Origin of the sequence: Ramlibacter alkalitolerans (genome assembly GCF_016722765.1) — a bacterium.
Lineage (GTDB): Bacteria > Pseudomonadota > Gammaproteobacteria > Burkholderiales > Burkholderiaceae_C > Ramlibacter > Ramlibacter alkalitolerans.
In genome coordinates, this window is the sequence record NZ_JAEQND010000014.1 from 43,717 (window position 1) to 61,152 (window position 17,436).

Below are 17,436 nucleotides of genomic sequence, written 5' to 3' on the forward strand. Positions count from 1 at the left end.
CAACATGGGCAGCGACTCGGACCGGGACATGATGGCGACCCAGCCCACGGTGTTCGCCCCGGGCGAGGACCGGCTGTCCCTCACGGAGCTGCGGGCGCTGGCGCCGCGGGAGGATGTCTGGCGCTCGCGCTCGGTCGGCCAGTCGGACGCGTTGATCATGATGGTCGACGACGAGATGCTGAACATCGAGATGACGGAGGCCTTCCTGGCCGATGCCGGCTACCGCCAGTTCGTCAACACCGACCAGCCCGAACGCGCCGTGCCCATGATGCGCAAGGAGCAGCCGGGCGTGCTGCTGCTCGATCTGAGCATGCCCAAGGTGAGCGGCCTCGACATCCTGGCGGCGATGCGCGAGGACAAGGTGCTGCGCCACGTGCCGGTGATCGTGCTGACCAGCAGCACCGACCCGCAGGTCAAGCTCAAGGCCCTGGCGCTCGGCGCGATGGATTTCCTGTCCAAGCCGGTCGACCCGAGCGAGCTGGCGCTGCGCATCCGCAACACGCTGGCCGCGAGCGCCTACCGCGAGTACCTGAGCCAGCATGACGGCCTGACGGGCCTGCCGAACAAGCAGCGCTATCGCAAGGACATGGCCGCGGTGCTGGACGAAGCGCTGGCGAGCGCGCACCCGGGCGCGCTGATCCACGTGGGCGTCGACGACCTCGGTCGCATCAACGATGCCCTGGGCCGCGGCGTGGGCGACCAGCTGCTGCAGCGCGTGGCCAAGCGCCTCGCCAGTTGCGTGCAGACCGAGCACGGCGGCGAACTCAGCTCGGAGCAGCACAACCCGAGCCTGTACCGCTTCGACGGCGACGAATTCGCCATCATCGTGCCGTACATGGAGGGCGTGCCGAGCGCCGCCTTCATCAACAAGCTGCTGGAGGACTCCACGGTGAGCTTCCAGCGGCCCGGCTTCCCGGAGCTGTTCGTCACCTGCAGCGTGGGCGTCTCGGTGTTCCCGAACGACGGCACGGAGCCCGACGTGCTGATGCGCAACGCGGGCCTGGCGCTGCGCCACGCCAAGCTGGCGGGCCCGCACCGCTACGAATTCTTCTCGCCGCAGTTCAAGGAAATGGCGCTGAGCCGGCTGGACCTGAGCGCGGAACTGCGCCACGCCGTCAGCCGCGACGAGATCGAGCTGCTGTACGAGCCGCGCGTGGAACTCGCGAGCGGCCGCGTGGTGGCCGGCGGGGCGGTGCTGCGCTGGAAGCATGCCTCCGGCCGCATGATCGAGGGCGACGAGCTGATGGACCTGGCCGGCAGCTCCGAGATGGACGTGGTGCTGTCCGAATGGCTGTTCGAGATGCTGATGAAGCACCTGAAGAACTGGCGCACCGCGGGCCTGCAGCCGGTGCCCATCGCCGTCAAGGTCTCGCTGGCCAACATCCGGCCGAGCGACCTGGTGCACCTGGTGAGCGCGGCGCTGGCCAATGGGGTCGACGCCCGCCAGCTTTCTCTGGAACTGCAGCAGGTCTCGGCGCTGGACAACCTGCCGGCCAAGGAGGCCGCCGCCATCGCGGGCCTGCGCAGGAAGGGTGTGCGCATCGCGCTGGGCCGCTTCGGCTGCAGCGCCACCATCTCGCACCTGCGCCAGCTGCCCTGCGACGAGATCATGCCGGATGGCTCCTTCCTGCGCGACGTGGAGCGCGATCCGGCGGTGCAGGCGATGCTGCTCGGGATGGGCGACCTGGCGCGCCGGCTCAAGCTGTCCTGCGTGGCCTGCGGCGTGGAGACGGCGCAACAGCTTGCCTTCCTGAAGAAGAACGGCTGGGACCAGGGGCAGGGCCGCTATTTCGGCGAGCCCGCCACGGGACTGGCGTTCGCGGCCAAGTGGCTCACGCGCGGTGGGCGCCCGGTGCGCGTTCCGATCGCGGACGATATTTCCTGAGCTTCGTCAACAGTCGACCCTGCTCCTCGTAGTGGAATCCACGGAGAGGCAGCCTGCGCACCAGCGGCGTAGACTGGAAAAGGCCCGCATGCCGGGCCGTGCAGTCCAGGAGGGTTCTTGCAACCGACCAACATCGCCGATCCGGCGTACTTCCACAAGGTGGTGGATTGCCAGTGGGCCTGTCCCGCGCACACCCCCGTCCCCGAATACATCCGACTGATCGCGCAGGGCCGCTACGGCGACGCCTACATGATCAACTGGGTGTCCAACGTCTTCCCGGGCATCCTCGGTCGCACCTGCGACCGGCCCTGCGAACCGGCCTGCCGGCGCGGGCGCGTCGAACAGAGCAACGCCGGTGAGCCGGAGCCGGTGGCGATCTGCCGGCTCAAGCGCGTCGCCGCGGACCTGAAGGAGGACGTGCGCAAGCGCATGCCGCAGCCCGCGCCGAAGCGCAACGGCAAGCGCATCGCCTGCGTCGGCGCCGGTCCGGCCTCGCTTACGGTGGCCCGCGACCTCGCGCCCCTGGGCTACGAGGTCACGGTGTTCGACGGCGAGCCCAAGCCCGGGGGCTTCATGCGCACGCAGATCCCGCGCTTCCGCCTGCCCGAGTCGGTGATCGACGAGGAGATGGGCTACGTGCTGGAACTCGGCGCCCGGTTCGTCGGCGGCCAGCGCGTGGAGTCCATGAAGGCGCTGATGGCGCAGGGCTACGACGCGATCTTCGTCGGCTGCGGTGCACCGCGCGGGCGCGATCTCGACATCCCCGGCCGCAAGGAAGCCGCCCGGCACATCCACATCGGCATCGACTGGCTGGCCTCGGTCTCCTTCGGCCACGTCACGAGCGTCGGCAAGCGCGTGATCGTGCTGGGGGGCGGCAACACGGCGATGGACTGCTGCCGCTCGGCGCGCCGCATCGGCGGCGAGGACGTCAAGGTGATCGTGCGCAGCGGCTTCGAGGAAATGAAGGCCTCGCCGTGGGAGAAGGAGGATGCCATGCACGAGGGCATCCCCATCATCAACATGCACGTGCCGCTCTCCTTCGTGCACGAGAACGGGAAGCTCACCGGCATGCTGTTCCAGGTCGTGCGCGCCGAATACGACGACCAGGGCCGCCGCAACCTGGTGCCCACCGGCGAGCCGAACGCCTTCTTCCCCTGCGACGAGGTGCTGATCGCCGTCGGCCAGGAGAACGCCTTCCCCTGGATCGAGCGCGACAGCGGCCTCGCCTTCGACAAGTGGGGCCTGCCGGTGCTGGACAAGCTCACCTTCCAGTCGACCGTGCCGAACGTGTTCTTCGGCGGCGACGCGGCGCTCGGCCCGAAGAACATCATCACGGCAGTGGCCCACGGCCACGAGGCGGCCGTCTCGATCGACCTGCTGCTGTCCGGCCAGGATCCGCGCGCGCGCCCCTCGCCGCTGACCAACCTGATGTCCCAGAAGATGGGCATCCACGAGTGGAGCTACAGCAACGAAACCTCGCTCGACAACCGCTTCAAGGTGCCGTGGGCGCAGGCGGAAAAGGCGCTGGCCAGCATCCGCGTCGAGGTGGAACTGGGCTTCGACGCCCGGACGGCGTTCAAGGAAGCGCAGCGCTGCCTGAACTGCGACGTGCAGACCGTCTTCAACCAGAGCGCCTGCATCGAATGCGACGCCTGCGTCGACATCTGCCCGATGGACTGCATCACCTTCACGGGCGACGGCGCGGAAGGCGACCTGCGCCAGCGCCTGAAGGCGCCGGCGCTGAACCTGGCGCAGGACCTGTACGTGTCCGGCCACCTCAAGACGGGAAGGGTGATGGTGAAGGACGAGGACGTCTGCCTGCACTGCGGGCTGTGCGCCGAGCGCTGCCCCACGGGGGCGTGGGACATGCAGAAGTACATGTTCAAGACCGCGCTGGCCGGATCGGCGCGGGGGCAGCAGAAGAAGCAGCAGGAGGTGGCGGCATGAACCGGATCGAGGCCGTCAACGACTTCGTCGTGAAATTCGCGAACGTCAATGGCTCGGGCTCCGCCTCGGCCAACGAGCTGTTCGCCAAGTCCATCCTGCGCATGGGCGTGCCGGTGAGCCCGCGCAACATCTTCCCGAGCAACATCCAGGGCCTGCCCACGTGGTACGAGGTGCGCGTCACCGAGAAGGGCTGGCTGGGCCGGCGCGGCGGCGTCGACCTGATGGTCGCCATGAACCCGCAGACCTGGGATGCCGACGTGGCGGAGCTCTCGCCCGGCGGCTACCTGTTCTACGACAACACGCGGCCGCTGCCGCCCTCGAAGTTCCGCGACGACGTGCACGTCATCGGCATGCCGCTCACGGAGATCTGCAACGCCGTCTACGACGATCCGCGCCAGCGCCAGCTGTTCAAGAACATCGTCTACGTCGGTGCGCTGTCGGTGCTGCTGGAGATCGACCCGAAGGAGATCGAGAAGCTGTTCGGCGAGCAGTACAAGGGCAAGGAAAGGCTGCTGTCGTCCAACGTGCAGGCGCTGCACCTCGGGCGCGAGTTCGCCGAGGAGCACCTGAAGTACCCGCTGGGCATCCGGGTGCGCCGCGCGGACCGCGTGGGCAACCGCATCTTCGTCGACGGCAACAGCGCCTGCGCGCTGGGTGCGGTGTACGGCGGCGCCTCGGTGATGGCCTGGTACCCGATCACGCCTTCGTCCTCGGTGGCCGAAGCCTTCCAGAAGTACTGCAGCAAGCTGCGCGTCGACAAGGACACGGGCCAGCACAACTACGCGATCGTGCAGGCCGAGGACGAGCTCGCCTCCATCGGCATGGTGGTGGGCGCGGGCTGGAACGGCGCGCGGGCGTACACCGCCACCTCGGGGCCGGGCGTTTCCCTGATGACGGAGTTCATCGGCCTGGCGCAATTCGCCGAGATCCCGGTGACCATCGTGAACGTGCAGCGCGGCGGCCCCTCCACCGGCATGCCCACCCGCACCCAGCAGGCCGACATCCTGGCCTGCGCCTACGCCTCGCACGGCGATACCAAGCACATCCTGCTGCTGCCGGAAGACCCGCACGAGTGCTTCGAGCACACGGCCAAGGCGCTGGACCTCGCCGACCGGCTGCAGACGCCCGTGTTCGTGATGACCGATCTCGACATCGGCATGAACCAGCGCCTGTGCAACCCGTTCGAGTGGGAAGAGGGCCAGGAATACGACCGCGGCAAGGTCATGAGCTACGAGGAACTCGAGGCCGGCAAGGACTTCGGCCGCTACAAGGACGTCGACGGCGACGGCATCCCCTGGCGCACGCTGCCCGGCACGCACCCGACCAAGGGCTCGTACTTCACCCGCGGCACCACGCGCGACCCGTACGCGCGCTATTCGGAACGCGGCCCCGACTACGTCTACAACATGGAGCGGCTGGTGCGCAAGTTCCGCACCGCCGCCACGCTGGTGCCGCAGCCGGTGGTCCGGCGCGCGGCCCGCAAGGCGCCGCTGGGCGTCATCTACTACGGCTCGACCAGCCCCTCGATGCTGGAAGCGCTGGAGGTGCTCGCCGGCCAGGGCATCGAGCTCGACGCGATGCGCCTGCGCGCCTTCCCCTTCCCGGACAGCGTCGCCGATTTCATCGCGCAGCACGAGAAGGTGTTCGTGGTGGAACAGAACCGCGACGGCCAGATGCGCTCGCTGCTGGTCAACGAACTCGAGGTCGATCCCGCGCGGCTGGTGAAGGTGGTGCACTACGACGGCACCCCGATCACCGCCCGCTTCATCACCCAGGCCATCACCGCGCAAGTCCAGGACCAGAGGGAGAACGTGGCATGACCTACATCGCCAAGCCGCCGCTGCACCACCCGACGCTGGAGAAGAACCGCGTCGGCTATACGCGCCGGGACTACGAGGGCAAGATCTCCACGCTGTGCGCCGGCTGCGGCCACGACTCGATCTCCGCCGCCATCATCCAGGCCTGCTGGGAACTGGACATCGAGCCGCACCGCGTGGCCAAGCTCTCGGGCATCGGCTGCAGTTCCAAGACGCCGGACTACTTCCTCGGCGCCTCGCACGGCTTCAACACGGTGCACGGGCGCATGCCTTCCGTGCTGACCGGTGCCAACCTCGCCAATCGCGAACTGCTGTACCTGGGCGTGTCCGGCGACGGCGACTCCGCCTCCATCGGCTTCGGGCAGTTCGCCCATGCGATGCGCCGCGGCGTGCGCATGGCCTACATCGTCGAGAACAACGGCGTCTACGGCCTCACCAAGGGCCAGTTCTCCGCCACCGCGGATGCCGGCTCCAAGAGCAAGAAGGGCGTGATCAACAGCGACAGCGCGATCGACCTCGTCGGCATCGCGCTGCAACTGGGCGCGACCTACGTGGCGCGCGGCTTCTCGGGCAACAAGGCGCAGCTGGTGCCGCTGATCAAGGGCGCCATGAGCCACGGCGGCGCGGCCTTCATCGACGTGATCAGCCCCTGCGTGGCCTTCAACAACCACCCGGGCAGCACCAAGAGCTACGACTACGTGCGCGAGCACAACGAGTCGGTGAGCCGCATCGACTTCATCACGCCGCAGGCGGAGATCACGGCCGATGCGGCGCCGGGCGAAGTGGTCGACGTGCGGCAGCACGACGGCACCCTGCTGCGCCTGCGCAGCCTGCAGAAGGACTACGACCCGACCGACCGCCGGCGGGCCATGGCCTTCATGCAGGAACACCAGGTGCGCGGCGAGATTGTCACCGGGCTGCTCTATGTTGACCCTCTGGCGACCGATCTGCACACGGCGCTGAACACGACGGCCCGTCCGCTCAACGCGCTGGAGGCTCGGCACCTGTGTCCGGGCGTTCCGGTGCTGGAAAAGATCAACGCGTCATTGCGCTGACGCGGACTTCCCCGTACAAAGGCAACCATCTCTGACCAGGGAAAGGGGGGCTCGCCATGGCCGAACGCACCGTCTTCCAGTCGATCCCGAAGCGGGTCATCCTGAGCCTGACGCCACACGCCAGCGTGTGGGAGGCCGCCTGCGCGATGACGCGCGCCAACTTCAGCAGCGTGCTGGTGATGGAGCCGCCCGACAAGGTGCTGGGCATCGTGACGGAGCGCGACCTCACCACCCGCGTGCTGGCGCGTGCACTCGATCCGAAGCAGACGACGCTGGTGCAGGTGATGACGTCGAATCCGCTGTGCGTCACGCCGCAGACCAAGGTCTCGGACGCCGTGCTGATCATGATAGAGCGCGGCTTCCGCCACCTGCCGATCATCGGCCCCGACCACAAGGTGATGGGCGTCTTCTCGGTGCGCGATGCGCTGCCGCGCGAGGTGGACGCGGCGCTGTCGCAGACGGAGTTCAACGAGCAGGTGAACGACGCGCTGGGGTGATAGCGCTGGGGTGGCCGAGGCTGACGCCTCGGACTACGCGCCGCATGCGGCGCTCGGACGCGCGCTTCGCGGCTCACCGCCAGCCTACGAACTCGCGACGTGCGTGCCCGCTGTAGGCTGGCGGTGACCGCGCGCGCAGCGCGCCGGAAACCCCAGCGCTCCCCGCATCAGAACGTCGTCGTCAGCGTCACCCGCGCCGAGCGTGGCGCGCCCACGCTGATGTTGTTGTCGCCATCCGCCGTCGGGTAGTACTTGCGGTCCGTGAGGTTCTCCACGTTCAAGGCCACGCGCGTCTTGCCGCCGCGGAACGTGTAGTACACCGCGGCATCGGCCCGCGTGAACGCCGGCAGCGTCACCGCATTGCTGATCGAGGCGAACGATTCACCCTGGTGGATCAGGCCGAGCGCCGCCGCCCAGCCGGCGCCGATGTCATAGCGGTTCCACAGCGACAGCGTGTTCTTCGGCACCAGCGCGATGCGGCGGCCGGCCGGGATCGCCGCGCCGGTGGGGTCCGTTCCGGTGTTCAGCGCGTTCACCACCTTGGCATCGAGGTGCGCGTAGCCGCCGTACACCTGCCAGCGCGGCGTGACTTCGCCCTGCAGGCCGATCTCCACGCCCTGCGTGCGCTGCTGGCCGGTCTTGATGAACAGGCCGCTGCCGGACGGATCCCGCGCGCGCACGTCGTCCTTGTCCAGGCGGAAGGCGGCGGCCGAGAGCGTCAGCCGCGGCAGCAGGTCCCAGCGCGCGCCGATCTCGTAGTTGGTGGACTTCTCCGGTGCGAGGTCGGCGGTGCCGGTGGCCAGCCCGAGCTGCTCGCCCGAAGGCAGGAAGGCGTAGCTGTAGCTCGCGTAGTAGGTGGAGCGCTCGGTCGGCGTCCAGATCAGGCCCAGGCGCGGGCTGAACTCGCGGTCGGTGCGCTGCAGGTCGGCCGGCGTGACGGTGGTGCGGCGATCGTCGAAATCGACCTTGAAGAAGTCGTAGCGCAGGCCGGCCAGCACCTTCCAGGTGCTGGTGAGCGCGATCTGGTCCTGGGCGTAGAGGCCGACGATGTCGGACTTCACGCGGTTGTGCGCATCGGTGCCGCGGAAATCGAAGTCCGTCGCGGTGGCGATCGGGTTGCTCGCGGGAATGCCGTTGATCGTGCCGACCGTGCTGCCGAACAGGCCGCTGCGGCGCTCGTTGCGGCTGTCCTGGTGCCCGAGCTCCAGCCCGGCGAGCACGGTGTGCTCCATGCCGCCGGCGCGCAGCTTGGCCGTCACGTCGGTCTGGTTGAAGACGTTGGTGCGGTCGTTGGCGTTGTTGTAGGCGGTGATGCCCAGCGTGCCGGCCGCATTCACGGCGCTGCCCGGGAACACGTTCTGGTAGAACTTGTCGTACCAGGTGGCGCGGAAGGTATTGCGCACGAGGACGCCGCCGCCCAGGTCGTGGTCGACGATCGAATAGAGCGCATCGACGGTGCTGCGGGCGTTGCTCTGGTCCGCGTTGCCGAAGAAGGTGCCGCGGCCGGTGTCGAAGGGCCGGCCGTCGCGCGAGGGGATGCCGCGGTCCGCGGTGCGCTCGTCCTCGGCGTGCTCGAGGCCCAGCGTGACCGCGGTGGCCGAGCCGGCCGCCCAGGTCACGACGGGGTTGATCGCGGCGCGCCGCAGGTCCACGCCGTGGCGGAAGCTGTCGGCGTGTTCCGCCATCGCGTTCAGCCGCCAGGCGAAGGTGTCGCCGGCCTTGTTGCCGATGTCGACGCTGCCTCGCGCCTGGCCGAAGCTGCCGCCGGTGAGGCTCGCTTCCGCGACGCGCCCGAACACCGGCTTCTTGGTCACGCGGTTGACGACGCCGCCGGCGCCGCCGCGGCCGAACACCATGCCGCCGGGGCCCTTGAGCACCTCGACGCGCTCGAGGTTGTAGATGTCGCGGAACACCTGCGCGTCGTCGCGCACGCCGTCGACGAAGAAGTCCGCGGTGGTGCTGTTGCCGCGCAGCACGACCTGGTCGCGGTTGCCTTCGCCCTGGTGCACGGTGGCGCCGGGCACGTAGCGCAGCACGTCGTCGAGGCCGCGCATCGCCTGGTCCTTCATGAGTTCGGCCGGGACGACGGTGACCGAGGCGGGGACCTCCTTGAGCGGCGTGTCGGTCTTCGTGAAGGTGGAGGAGTGGTTGGCGCGATAGCCCTGCACGGGGCCGTCGGCGCGTTCGGGCTGGGCGTGCACGTCCACCTCGCGCAGGGTGGTTTCGGCGAAGGACAGGGCGGGGAGGGCGGCGAGGACCGCGACGAGGCAAGGCTGCAGCCGGAAGGCACGCACCATGGGATGGACTCCTGGATGGTTGCGGCTGGCTGGGGGGTCGGAACCGTCTCTGGCTTGCCGGGGATGACGATGAACGAAGGGCGCCAGTATCGCTCAGATGAGAATAGTTCGCAACTGGAGCGTGAAGGTTCGTTGCGAGGGGTCGACGGGCGCCTCGAACGCGGGGCGGTCGGTAGGCTGGTGGTGAGCGCGCGCGCAGCGCGCCGCGAACCCCAGCGCTTCGCGCGATCGCTGGGGTTCGCGCGCTGCGCGGCTCACCGCCAGCCTACGAAGCGGACCCCTCGCGCTTCGCGCGCGCCCGCGCCAGCGCCGCCTCGATCACCGCCTTCTTGCGCGCGAGTTCCTCGCCCTGGGCGCCATGCGTCAGCGCCGGCAGGTCGGCCAGCTTCGCGCGCGCCTTCTCCTCCAGCCGCTGGGCATGCTCGCGCGCCTCGCGGTCCTGGCGCAGCTTGCGCGCCTCGTAGCGCGCGAGGGCCTGGCCGGCTTCCGCCTGCGACCAGGCCTGCCAGCCGGTGCGATCGCCGCTCGCGTTTTCCAGCGCGATGCAGTCGACCGGGCACACCGGCACGCACAGCTCGCAGCCGGTGCAACAGGGTTCGATCACGGTGTGCATGCGCTTGTTGCCGCCCAGGATCGCGTCGGTGGGGCAGGCATCGAGGCACAGCGTGCAGCCGATGCACCAGTCCTCGTCGATGACCGCGACGGTGCGCGGGCCTTCCACGCCGTTGGCGGGATTGAGCGGCAGCAAGGGCCGCCCCGCGATGGCGGCGAGGCGCGCCACGCCTTCGGCGCCGCCGGGCGGACACTGGTTGACCTCCGCCTCGCCGGCCGCGATGGCCTCGGCGTACCCGGCGCAATCCGGGTAGCCGCAGCGGGTGCACTGCGTCTGCGGCAGCGCGGCGTGCAGCCGCGCCGCCAGCGGCTTCACTTCGATGCGGCGCGCTTGCGGGACGAAGCGCGCGGGGCGGTCGTGCGCGCCACGTCGCTGGCGCGGCGCGCGGCGGCCACCGGCGTGCGGCCAGCGGCCTGGCGGGCCGGCACCGGGGCGATGTCGTGGAAGGCGGCGATGAAGTCGCGCACCTGCGGGTACACCACTTCGCGCCAGCGGCGGCCGCTGAAGATGCCGTAGTGGCCCGCGCCCTTGACCTCCAGGTGCTTCTGGCGCTCCTTGGGCACGTTGTAGCAGAGGGCGTGCGCGGCCTCGGTCTGGCCGGCGCCGGAGATGTCGTCCAGCTCGCCTTCGATGGTGAAGTGCGCGGTGGTGCGGATGTCCTCGGGGCGCACGCGTTCCAGTTGGCCTTGCGGGTTGCGCACGTCCCACGTGCCGTCGACCAGGCGGAATTCCTGGAACACCACGCGGATGGTGTCGAGGTAGTAGTCCGCGTCCATGTCGAGGACGGCGTTGTACTCGTCGTAGAACTGGCGGTGCGCCTCGGCCGACGCATCGTCGCCGGCGATCAGGTGCTTGAAGTAGTCGTAGTGGCTGGAGAGGTGCCGGTCCGGGTTCATCGCGACGAAGCCGGAGTGCTGCAGGAAGCCCGGATAGACGCGCCGGCCCTCGCCGGGGAAGCCCGGCGGCACGCGGTAGATCACGTTGACCTCGAACCAGTCGTGGCTCTTGTTCATCGCCAGGTTGTTCACCGCGGTGGGCGACTTGCGGGCGTCGATGGGGCCGCCCATCATGGTCATCGTCGCCGGCGTGGTTTCGCCGCGCGAGGCCATGAGCGACACGGCGGCGAGCACCGGCACGGTGGGCTGGCAGACGCTGATCACGTGGCAGTTGCCGTACTGCTGCTGCAGGTGGCGGATGAACTCCTGCACGTAGTTGACGTAGTCGTCGAGGTGGAACTCGCCGGCTTCCAGCGGCACCATGCGGGCGTTGCGCCAGTCGGTGATGTAGACCTTGTGGTCCCGCAGCATGGAGCGCACGGTGTCGCGCAGCAGCGTGGCGTAGTGGCCGGACAGCGGCGCCACGATCAGCACCGCCGGCTGGCCGTGCAGCGTCTCCAGCGTGTGCGGGTCGTCCGAGAAGCGCTTGAAGCGGCGCAGCTCGCAGAACGGCTTGTCGATCTCGATGCGTTCCTGGATCGCGATCTCGACGCCGTCGACGTCGAGGTTCGTGATGCCGAATTCCGGCTTCTCGTAATCCTTGCCGAGCCGGTACATCAGGTCGAAGCCGGCGGACATGCGCTGCGCGAGCGGGTGCTGGCCGAAGGGGGACAGCGGGTTGCTGTACAGCTTGGACGCTGCCAGCGCGAAATCGGCGAAGGGCTCCATGAGCGAGCGCTGCGCCTCGTAGATCTGGTAGAGCATGGGGGCTCCGAGTTGTTGCACTGCAATATAACAGCCGGACCGCTAGACTGCCTGACGAAAGCCCAAGGATGAGTCGATAAGGCCGGCCGTTTGTCAGGCTCGCCCAATTCCCCTGGCGAAAGGAAGGAAATCTTTGCATCGACGCAGCTGGATGGCCGCCGCCGCGGCGCTCGCCGGGGGCTCGCTCCTGCACCGGACCGCCGCCGCCGCGGGGATGGATTCGCTGGCCCGCAGCCCGCGCTTGCCGGTGCTGTTCGTCGGCCACGGCAGCCCGATGAACGCGATCGAGGACAACGCGTTCCGCCGCGCCTGGCAGGCGCTGGGCGCCGAGTTCGGCCGCACCTGGGCGAAGCCGCAGTTGATCCTGTGCGTGTCCGCGCACTGGCTCACGCGCGGTTGGTACCTGACCGCCATGGACCAGCCCCGCACGATCCACGACTTCGGCGGCTTCCCGCGGGCGCTGTTCGAGCAGGAGTACGCCGCTCCCGGGGCGCCCGCTGCCGCGAAGGCGATCGCCGCCGGCATCGGCGAGCCGCGCGTGGGCCTGGACGAACGCGAATGGGGCTTCGACCACGGCACCTGGTCGGTGCTCAAGCCGATGTTCCCGGCCGCCGACATCCCGGTGCTGCAACTGAGCCTGGACTACGGGCGCCCACCGGCGGAGAACTTCGCCCTGGGGCGGCAACTGGCGGCCCTGCGCGAGCGGGGCGTGCTGGTGGTCGGCAGCGGCAACATCGTGCACAACCTGCGCGCCACGCGCCGCGGCGTGCCGGCCATGCAGGCCTACGACTGGGCCTTCGAATTCGACGGCAAGACAAGGGCGCTGCTGGAAAAGGGCGCGCTGGCGGAATTGGCCGATTTCCAGCAACTGGGGCAGGTGGCCCAGCTCGCGCATCCCACCCACGACCACTACCTGCCGCTGCTGCATGCCGCCGGCGCGGCGGAGCCCGGCGAGAAGATGCGCTTCTTCAACGAAGGCTTCCAGTCGGCCTCGATCTCGATGCGCTCGGTGGTGTGGGGGTGACGGGGCTCAGGTCGCCTGCATGACCGACGGCCCGACGGCATGCTGCGACAGCGGCGTGTCGCCGGGAATTCCGAGCATCGCACGCGCCACGGCCTCCGCCACCTCGATGCCGTCGACGCCCGCCGACATGATCCCGCCCGCATAGCCGGCGCCTTCGCCGGCCGGATAGAACCCGCGTACGTTGAGGCTCTGGTACTGGCGGTTGCGCGTGATGCGCAGCGGCGACGAGGTGCGTGTCTCCACGCCGGTGAGCACGGCGTCGCGCATGGCGAAGCCGGCGATCTGGCGGTCGAAGGCGGGAATCGCTTCGCGGATCGCGTCCAGCACGTAGACCGGCAGGCTCTCGCGCCCGGGCTGCGCCAGGTCCGTCAGGCGAACGCCCGGCTTGTACGAGGGCAGCACGTTGCCCAGGCCGCGGCTGGCCTGCTTCTTCAGGAAATCCCCCACCAGCTGGCCCGGCGCCAGGTAGCCGCCTTCGCCCAGCTCGTAGGCGCGCGACTCCCACAGGCGCTGGAAGCGCATGCCGTCGAGCGGACTGACGGGGCCTTCGGACTGGCCGTCCTGCCGGTAATCCTGCGGCGAGATGCCCACCACGATGCCGGCATTGGCGTTGCGCTCGGCGCGCGAGTACTGGCTCATGCCGTTGGTGACGACGCGCTCGGGCTCCGAGGTCGCTGCGACCACGGTGCCGCCCGGGCACATGCAGAAGCTGTAGACGCCGCGGCCGTTCCTCGCGTGGTGCACCAGCTTGTAGTCGGCCGCCCCGAGGATCGGGTTGCCCGCATTGGGGCCGAAGCGGGCGCGGTCGATCACGCCCTGCGGGTGCTCGATGCGAAAGCCCACCGAGAACGGCTTGGCCTCCATGAAGACGCCGCGCTGGTGCAGCATCGTGAAGGTGTCGCGGGCGCTGTGCCCGAGCGCGAAGACGGCATGGTCGGCGCGCAGCTGCTCGCCGGAGGCGAGCGTCACGCCGCGCAGGTGTCCGCCGTCGCCGTCAGGCTCGATCAGCACGTCGGTCACCTGCTGCCCGAAGCGGATCTCGCCGCCGAGGGCGACGATCTCGGCGCGCATCTTCTCCACCATGCTCACCAGCCGGAAGGTGCCGATGTGCGGCTTGCTGACGAACAGGATCTCCTCCGGCGCGCCGGCCTTGACGAACTCCGTCAGCACCTTGCGCGTGAGGTGGCGCGGATCGCTGATCTGGCTCCACAGCTTGCCGTCGCTGAAGGTGCCGGCGCCGCCCTCGCCGAACTGCACGTTGGAATCCGGGTCCAGCACGCCGCGGCGCCACAGGCCCCAGGTGTCCTTGGTGCGCTGGCGCACCTCCTTGCCGCGTTCCAGCACGATCGGCCGCAGCCCCATCTGCGCCAGCAGCAGCGCCGCGAACATGCCGCAGGGACCGAAGCCCACGACGAGGGGACGCGGCCGCTCCTGGGCGAAGAAGTCGGCCGGCGCGTGGCCGACGAAGCGGTAGCGCGTGTCCGGCGCCAGGCGCACGTGCGGGTCGCCCTGTTTCGCCGCCAGCACCGCAGCCTCGTCGCGCAGTTCGCAGTCCACCGTGTAGATCAGGAGGATCGCGCTCTTCTTGCGGGCGTCCCAGGCGCGCCGGAACACGCTGAAGGAAAGCAGGTCGGCGTCCGCGATCCCGAGCCGCTGCACGACGGCGGGACGCAGGGCGTCCTCGGCGTGGTCCAGGGGCAGGCGAAGCTCGGTGATTCTCAGCATGGTCGTGGCCTGAATGCAAAACGCCGCCCGGGGGCGGCGCGCTGCAGGCGGGAAGGGATCAGCCGCCCTTGTGCGGGCGCTTGCCCGGGTTCTTCTTGCTGCGGGTGTGGGAACCGCGCTCGAGGCTGACCTTCTGGCCGGTGCCGGTCGGCGTGAAGGTGACGCCCTTGGGGGCGGCGGGACGCGGGGTGGCCTTGCGGTCCGCTTCGGTGGTGATCTTGTTGCCCATGACTGCTCCGTCGGGTTGTCTGGTTGGAGAAAGGAACCCGGGATTATCCCTCAGACGGCGGCCGGGCGCGCCGCGAGCCACTGCAGGACCCCTCCGGCGGCCGAGCGGCCGGTGGCGAAGCAGGCGGTGAGCAGGTAGCCGCCGGTGGGCGCTTCCCAGTCCAGCATCTCGCCGGCGCAGAAGACGCCGGGCAGGGCGCGCAGCATGCCGTTGGCGTCCAGCGCCTCGAAGCGCACGCCGCCGGCCGTGCTGATCGCCTCGTCCAGGGGGCGCGGGCGGACCAGCGTGATCGGCAGCGCCTTGAGGGCCTGCGCGAGCTGCGCCGGATCGGCCAGTTGCTGCGGCGTGAGCACCTCATGCAGCAGCGCCATCTTGAGGCCCTGGATGCCGAGCCGGCTCTTCAGGTGGGTGGAGAGGCTGCGCGGGCCGCGCGGCCGGCTGGTTTCGGCCAGGACCTGTGCGGGCGTGTGCTGCGGCAGGAGATCCACCAGGAGCGTCGCTTCGCCGTCGCGCGCGATGTGCTCGCGCAGCGGCGCGCTGAAGGCGTAGACCAGGCTGCCTTCGATGCCGGTTTCGGTGACGACGAACTCGCCGGGGACGTAGGCTGGGGTGACGCCAGGAACCCCAGCGATGCGCGAAGCGCTGGGGTTTCGCTGTCGCTCCACCGCCAGCCTACGAGGATCGCCGACCACGGCCGCGACGGTCTTCACCGGCTGGCCCGCAAAGCGCTCGCGCAGGTGCGCGCTCCAGCCCTCGCGGCCGGGGGCGGTCGGCGCGACGTCGAAGCCGCAGTTGGAAGGGCGCAGCGGCGCGATGTCGACGCCGCCCTGTTGCAGGACCGGGACCCAGGCGCCGTCGGAGCCGAGCCGCGACCAGCTCGCGCCGCCGAGGGCCAGCACGGTCGCCGCGGCGGAGTGCAGCAGTTCGCCCTCCGGGCTGGCGAAGCGCAGGGACCCATCCTCGGTCCAGCCCGTCCAGCGATGCCGCGCATGCAGCCGCACCCCCAGGCCGCGCAGGCGCTGCAGCCACGCCCGCAGCAGGGGCGCGGCCTTCATGTCCTCGGGGAAAACGCGGCCGGAGGTGCCGACGAAGGTGGGGATCCCCAGGCCGGCTGCCCATTGGCGCACGGCGGCGCCATCGAAGGCCTCGACGGCCGCCCGCAGCGCTTCGCTGCGCTCGCCGTAGCGCGCCAGCAGCCGGGGCGTCGGCTCGGAGTGCGTCAGGTTCAGGCCGCCGCGGCCGGCCAGCAGGAACTTGCGGCCGACGGAGGGCATGGCGTCGAACAGGTCGACCTCGACGCCGCCCTGCGCCAGCACTTCGGCCGCCATGAGGCCGGCCGGACCGCCGCCGACCACGGCGACGCGCCGCGGCGGCACCGAGTCCTTACTGGACGACCTTGGCAATGCACTCCGCGACGTAGTCGATGTTCCTGCTATTGAGCGCGGCCACGCAGATGCGCCCGCTGTCGATGCCGTAGACGCCGAACTCGTTGCGCAGGCGCAGCATCTGCTCCTTCGTCAGGCCCGAGTAGCTGAACATGCCGACCTGGTGGGCGATGAAGCTGAAGTCGCGCTGCACGCCGGCGGCCTTGAGCTTCTCGACGATCGCGGTGCGCATCTGCTTGATGCGCACGCGCATCGCTGCCAGTTCCTGCTCCCACAGGGTGCGCAGCTCCGGCGTGTTGAGGATGGTGGCCGCGACCTGGCCGCCGTGCGTGGGCGGGTTGCTGTAGTTGGTGCGGATGACGATCTTCAGCTGCGACAGCACGCGCGCCGTTTCGTCCTTGTCCTGGCACAGGACCGACAGGGCGCCCACGCGCTCGCCGTACAGGCTCAGGCTCTTGGAAAAGGAGGTGGAGACGAAGAAGTCCTCGCCCGAGGCGATGAATTTTTCCACCGCCACGCGGTCCTCGGCGATGCCCTGGGCGAAGCCCTGGTACGCCATGTCGAGGAAGGCGACGAGCTTGCGGGCCTTCACGGCGGCGACCACCTGGTCCCATTGGGCGGGCGTCAGGTCGTAGCCGGTGGGGTTGTGGCAGCAGGCGTGCAGCACGATCACCGTGCCGGCTTCGGCCGTGCCCAGGGCGGTGAGCATGGCGTCGAAGTTGATGCCGCGCTTGTCGGCGTCGTAGTACGGGTAGGTTTCGACGGTGAAGCCGGCGTCGCGGAAGATGCCGCGGTGGTTCTCCCAGCTCGGGTCGCTGATCAGGACCTTGGCCTGCGGGTTCAGCTTGTGCAGGAAGTCGGCGCCGATCTTCAGGCCGCCGGTGCCGCCCAGGGCCTGCACGGTGGCGACGCGGCCGGCCTTGACGACTTCGGAATCGGCCCCAAATACCAGGCTCTTGATCGCGGCGTCGTAGGCCGCGATGCCATCGATCGGCAGGTAGCCGCGGGCGGCGTGGGCCGCCATCATCTTCTCTTCCGCCTTCTGGACGCACTGCAGCAGCGGCAGCTTGCCGTTGTCGTCGTAGTACACGCCCACGCCGAGATTCACCTTCTTCGGATTGGTGTCGGCGACGAACTGCTCGGTCAGACCCAGGATCGGGTCGCGGGGCGCCATTTCGACGGCGGTGAAGAGAGACATGGGCTTCCTTGGGATGCGGTGGCAAAGACGGCCGGCCTGTTGTACGCTGGCCGGCTGCCCGCAA

13 protein-coding genes are annotated in these 17,436 nt (G+C 69.5%); 6 read left to right on the forward strand and 7 right to left on the reverse strand.

Annotated elements, in window-relative coordinates; translation table 11 throughout:
• Positions 1–4: 4 nt before the first annotated feature.
• The 5 genes from JI746_RS22525 to JI746_RS22545 all read left to right on the forward strand — a co-directional run bounded on the left by JI746_RS22525 (position 5) and on the right by JI746_RS22545 (position 7,201).
• Positions 5–1,885, forward strand: coding sequence for a putative bifunctional diguanylate cyclase/phosphodiesterase (locus JI746_RS22525; RefSeq protein ID WP_201692536.1), 1,881 nt, complete (start codon positions 5–7; stop codon positions 1,883–1,885).
• A 117-nt stretch (positions 1,886–2,002) separates the two neighbouring features.
• A complete protein-coding gene (locus JI746_RS22530) occupies positions 2,003–3,832 on the forward strand; it encodes an FAD-dependent oxidoreductase (RefSeq protein WP_201692537.1) in 1,830 nt (609 codons plus the stop codon).
• Positions 3,829–5,652: a 2-oxoacid:acceptor oxidoreductase subunit alpha gene (locus JI746_RS22535; protein WP_201692538.1), complete on the forward strand. Its 1,824-nt coding sequence runs from the start codon at positions 3,829–3,831 to the stop codon at positions 5,650–5,652. The genes JI746_RS22530 and JI746_RS22535 overlap by 4 nt, the downstream gene beginning before the upstream one ends.
• Positions 5,649–6,704 (forward strand): 2-oxoacid:ferredoxin oxidoreductase subunit beta, encoded by a 1,056-nt coding sequence (locus JI746_RS22540; RefSeq protein WP_201692539.1) that lies wholly within the window; start codon positions 5,649–5,651, stop codon positions 6,702–6,704. The genes JI746_RS22535 and JI746_RS22540 overlap by 4 nt, the downstream gene beginning before the upstream one ends.
• Before the next feature lie 56 nt (positions 6,705–6,760).
• Positions 6,761–7,201 carry a CBS domain-containing protein gene (locus JI746_RS22545; RefSeq protein WP_201692540.1) on the forward strand — a complete coding sequence of 147 codons (441 nt, stop codon included), beginning with the start codon at positions 6,761–6,763 and terminating at the stop codon, positions 7,199–7,201.
• Positions 7,202–7,368: 167 nt separating this feature from the next.
• Here JI746_RS22545 and JI746_RS22550 read toward each other — a convergent pair whose 3' ends face one another.
• The 3 genes from JI746_RS22550 to JI746_RS22560 all read right to left on the reverse strand — a co-directional run bounded on the left by JI746_RS22550 (position 7,369) and on the right by JI746_RS22560 (position 11,811).
• On the reverse strand, positions 7,369–9,498 hold the full coding sequence (locus JI746_RS22550; RefSeq protein WP_201692541.1) for a TonB-dependent receptor: 2,130 nt from the start codon (positions 9,496–9,498) through the stop codon (positions 7,369–7,371).
• 265 nt (positions 9,499–9,763) lie between these two features.
• On the reverse strand, positions 9,764–10,426 hold the full coding sequence (rsxB, locus tag JI746_RS22555) for an electron transport complex subunit RsxB (protein ID WP_201692542.1): 663 nt from the start codon (positions 10,424–10,426) through the stop codon (positions 9,764–9,766).
• Entirely contained in the window at positions 10,423–11,811 is a 1,389-nt protein-coding gene (locus JI746_RS22560; protein ID WP_201692543.1) for a polyhydroxyalkanoate depolymerase, read from the reverse strand. Before JI746_RS22560 ends, rsxB begins: the two co-directional genes overlap by 4 nt.
• A gap of 151 nt (positions 11,812–11,962) precedes the next feature.
• On the opposite strand from JI746_RS22560, the gene ygiD reads away from it, so the two are divergent.
• A complete protein-coding gene (ygiD, locus tag JI746_RS22565) occupies positions 11,963–12,835 on the forward strand; it encodes a 4,5-DOPA-extradiol-dioxygenase (protein WP_201692629.1) in 873 nt (290 codons plus the stop codon).
• Positions 12,836–12,841: 6 nt separating this feature from the next.
• On the opposite strand, the gene JI746_RS22570 is transcribed toward ygiD, so the two are convergent.
• The 4 genes from JI746_RS22570 to JI746_RS22585 are packed head-to-tail and all read right to left on the reverse strand — an operon-like array spanning position 12,842 to position 17,372.
• Positions 12,842–14,560, reverse strand: a complete 1,719-nt coding sequence (locus JI746_RS22570) for an NAD(P)/FAD-dependent oxidoreductase (RefSeq protein ID WP_201692544.1) — start codon at positions 14,558–14,560, stop codon at positions 12,842–12,844.
• Between the two features lie 58 nt (positions 14,561–14,618).
• A complete protein-coding gene (locus JI746_RS22575; RefSeq protein WP_201692545.1) occupies positions 14,619–14,789 on the reverse strand; it encodes a hypothetical protein in 171 nt (56 codons plus the stop codon).
• A gap of 50 nt (positions 14,790–14,839) precedes the next feature.
• Entirely contained in the window at positions 14,840–16,165 is a 1,326-nt protein-coding gene (locus JI746_RS22580; protein ID WP_330893057.1) for a TIGR03862 family flavoprotein, read from the reverse strand.
• 7 nt (positions 16,166–16,172) lie between these two features.
• Positions 16,173–17,372, reverse strand: a complete 1,200-nt coding sequence (locus JI746_RS22585) for an amino acid aminotransferase (protein WP_201692546.1) — start codon at positions 17,370–17,372, stop codon at positions 16,173–16,175.
• Positions 17,373–17,436 lie beyond the last annotated feature (64 nt).

Bases quoted from the DNA above. Each gene is read 5' to 3' on its own strand.
- JI746_RS22535 (WP_201692538.1), top strand. From the start codon at position 3,829: ATGAACCGGATCGAGGCCGTCAACGACTTCGTCGTGAAATTCGCGAAC.
- JI746_RS22570 (WP_201692544.1), bottom strand. From the start codon at position 14,560: ATGCTGAGAATCACCGAGCTTCGCCTGCCCCTGGACCACGCCGAGGAC.
- JI746_RS22545 (WP_201692540.1), top strand. From the start codon at position 6,761: ATGGCCGAACGCACCGTCTTCCAGTCGATCCCGAAGCGGGTCATCCTG.
- JI746_RS22575 (WP_201692545.1), bottom strand. From the start codon at position 14,789: ATGGGCAACAAGATCACCACCGAAGCGGACCGCAAGGCCACCCCGCGT.
- JI746_RS22525 (WP_201692536.1), top strand. From the start codon at position 5: ATGGGCAGCGACTCGGACCGGGACATGATGGCGACCCAGCCCACGGTG.
- JI746_RS22585 (WP_201692546.1), bottom strand. From the start codon at position 17,372: ATGTCTCTCTTCACCGCCGTCGAAATGGCGCCCCGCGACCCGATCCTG.
- JI746_RS22560 (WP_201692543.1), bottom strand. From the start codon at position 11,811: ATGCTCTACCAGATCTACGAGGCGCAGCGCTCGCTCATGGAGCCCTTC.
- ygiD (WP_201692629.1), top strand. From the start codon at position 11,963: ATGGCCGCCGCCGCGGCGCTCGCCGGGGGCTCGCTCCTGCACCGGACC.
- JI746_RS22540 (WP_201692539.1), top strand. From the start codon at position 5,649: ATGACCTACATCGCCAAGCCGCCGCTGCACCACCCGACGCTGGAGAAG.
- JI746_RS22550 (WP_201692541.1), bottom strand. From the start codon at position 9,498: ATGGTGCGTGCCTTCCGGCTGCAGCCTTGCCTCGTCGCGGTCCTCGCC.